The 1,662-nt window shown below is 38.9% G+C and carries 3 protein-coding genes; 2 read left to right on the top strand and 1 reads right to left on the bottom strand.

All coding sequences use genetic code 11. The features are described from left to right. Positions 1-198 (bottom strand): 16S rRNA (cytosine(1402)-N(4))-methyltransferase (gene mraW / locus F6K49_RS46760; protein ID WP_293109308.1); only part of this gene is annotated, 198 nt, incomplete at its 3' end. Positions 199-536: 338 nt separating this feature from the next. Between mraW and F6K49_RS46755 the strand changes: the two genes are divergently transcribed. Both F6K49_RS46755 and F6K49_RS46750 read left to right on the top strand, forming a co-directional pair. Beyond that, positions 537-857, top strand: a complete 321-nt coding sequence (locus F6K49_RS46755; RefSeq protein ID WP_293064890.1) for a hypothetical protein — start codon at positions 537-539, stop codon at positions 855-857. Between the two features lie 352 nt (positions 858-1,209). Further along, a partial coding sequence (locus F6K49_RS46750) for a dynamin family protein (protein WP_293109306.1) occupies positions 1,210-1,662 on the top strand: 453 nt, incomplete at its 3' end.

The following is a 1,662-nucleotide window of genomic DNA, read 5'->3' as shown; positions in this document are numbered from 1 at the left end:
TTTAGCATCCCGGTCAATAGCTGTAACCTCCACATCCGGTGCTGCTGCTAAAATTAACTTAGTGTGTCCACCACCACCCACAGTTGCATCCAAGTAATGACCACCAGGGCAGATAGCTAGTCCCTCAATTAATTCCTGACTCAATACGGACACATGGAAAAAGGGTGTTGTATTGGCCTGTAATGGTTCAGTTTCCATGTGATTCAAGAAATCCTAAGTAAGTCCTGAGGAGATTAGACCTTCTGCTGTTAATCAGACCAGATTGTCCGGGCACTCTATAACTGTAACCTATTAACTGTAACCTCTCTAGTTGTAAACAGTCACAAGTCTTACTCAGCACTATAGTGAAAGGAGGTTTTCGTAAAAACTATAGCCTTGATCATACTTATGAGCTATATTGACTCAATTTAGAATTGCTATAGTAGCTAAAGACTAATCATAAAACTACCCCTGTGGGTACTGTCAAGCCATTACAGAAGCATCAGACTAGATTTGTCAGTCAAGCAGTAAATTTGCAGTCAACTAAGGAAAATCTGATGAATTCCAAAGAACAAAAATCTAAAGACTTTGAGCTTCGAGAACGAGAACTACAGCAACGGGAGCGAGACCTTCGACTCCGGGAAATCGAAACGGAAATTTATAAAGAAGAACAACAATTTCATCAAACCCAGAAGCATCAAAAAACTGAAGGTAAACTAAAAAAGTGGGGCAGAAAGCTAGCTAGATTTGGAAAATTCTTGGCCGTTGTCATTGCTGTTGTTATAACCATTAGAATTGCTTATTGGCTTGCTATCGTCATGATCGTTGGAGGACTTGCCTGGTTAGGATACGAAATTTTCTGGAAAGATGATGATTGAATAAACAAAACAAAAGGCAATAAGGTAAAAATTATAAATTACCAGTAAAGACATAATAAATTCACATTAAATAATTAAAGGGTGCCATGATAAATAGTTGGTTAATCATATATAAACCCTAACTATATTAGGAAACTTTAATAACACAAAAAACTACATTTTTTTCCTACTAATCCCTAATCCCTGTTCCCTGTTCCCTACTCCCTACTCCCTACTCCCTACTCCCTACTCCCTACTCCCTACTCCCTGTTCCCTACTCCCTACTCCCTGTTCCCTGTTCCCTGTTCCCTGTTCCCTATTCCCTATTCCCTGTTCCCTTTAAAACCATTAATTAGCTAATACCAAACTAAAGATGAGTACTAAAATGGAAACCACAAATTTTCTCCATGATCTCGATCGCGTTGCCAGAGTTCGTGCTGAAATCGCCACTAATTTAAATCAAATCAAGAACACTCTTGAGCAATCGGAATCCGCAGGGGAGAATAATTCCGGTAAATTAGGCTTAGATAGAGATATTGAAGATATCTATAAAGTCAGTAAAAATTTACAGCAGGGGCGATTCCGACTACTAGTTTTAGGGGATATGAAGCGGGGAAAAAGTACATTTCTCAATGCTTTAATTGGTGAGAACTTACTGCCCAGTGATGTCAATCCTTGTACAGCTTTACTGACAGTTTTACGCTATGGTGCTCAAAAGAAAGTTACAGTGTACTTTAATGATGAGACACTACCCCAAGAAATTGATTTAGAAAGTTTTAAGCATCGCTATACCATCGACCCAGATCAAGCCAAGCGACTACAACAA

This window comes from Moorena sp. SIO3I6, assembly GCF_010672095.1.
This window is presented reverse-complemented; position numbering and strand designations above follow the sequence as displayed.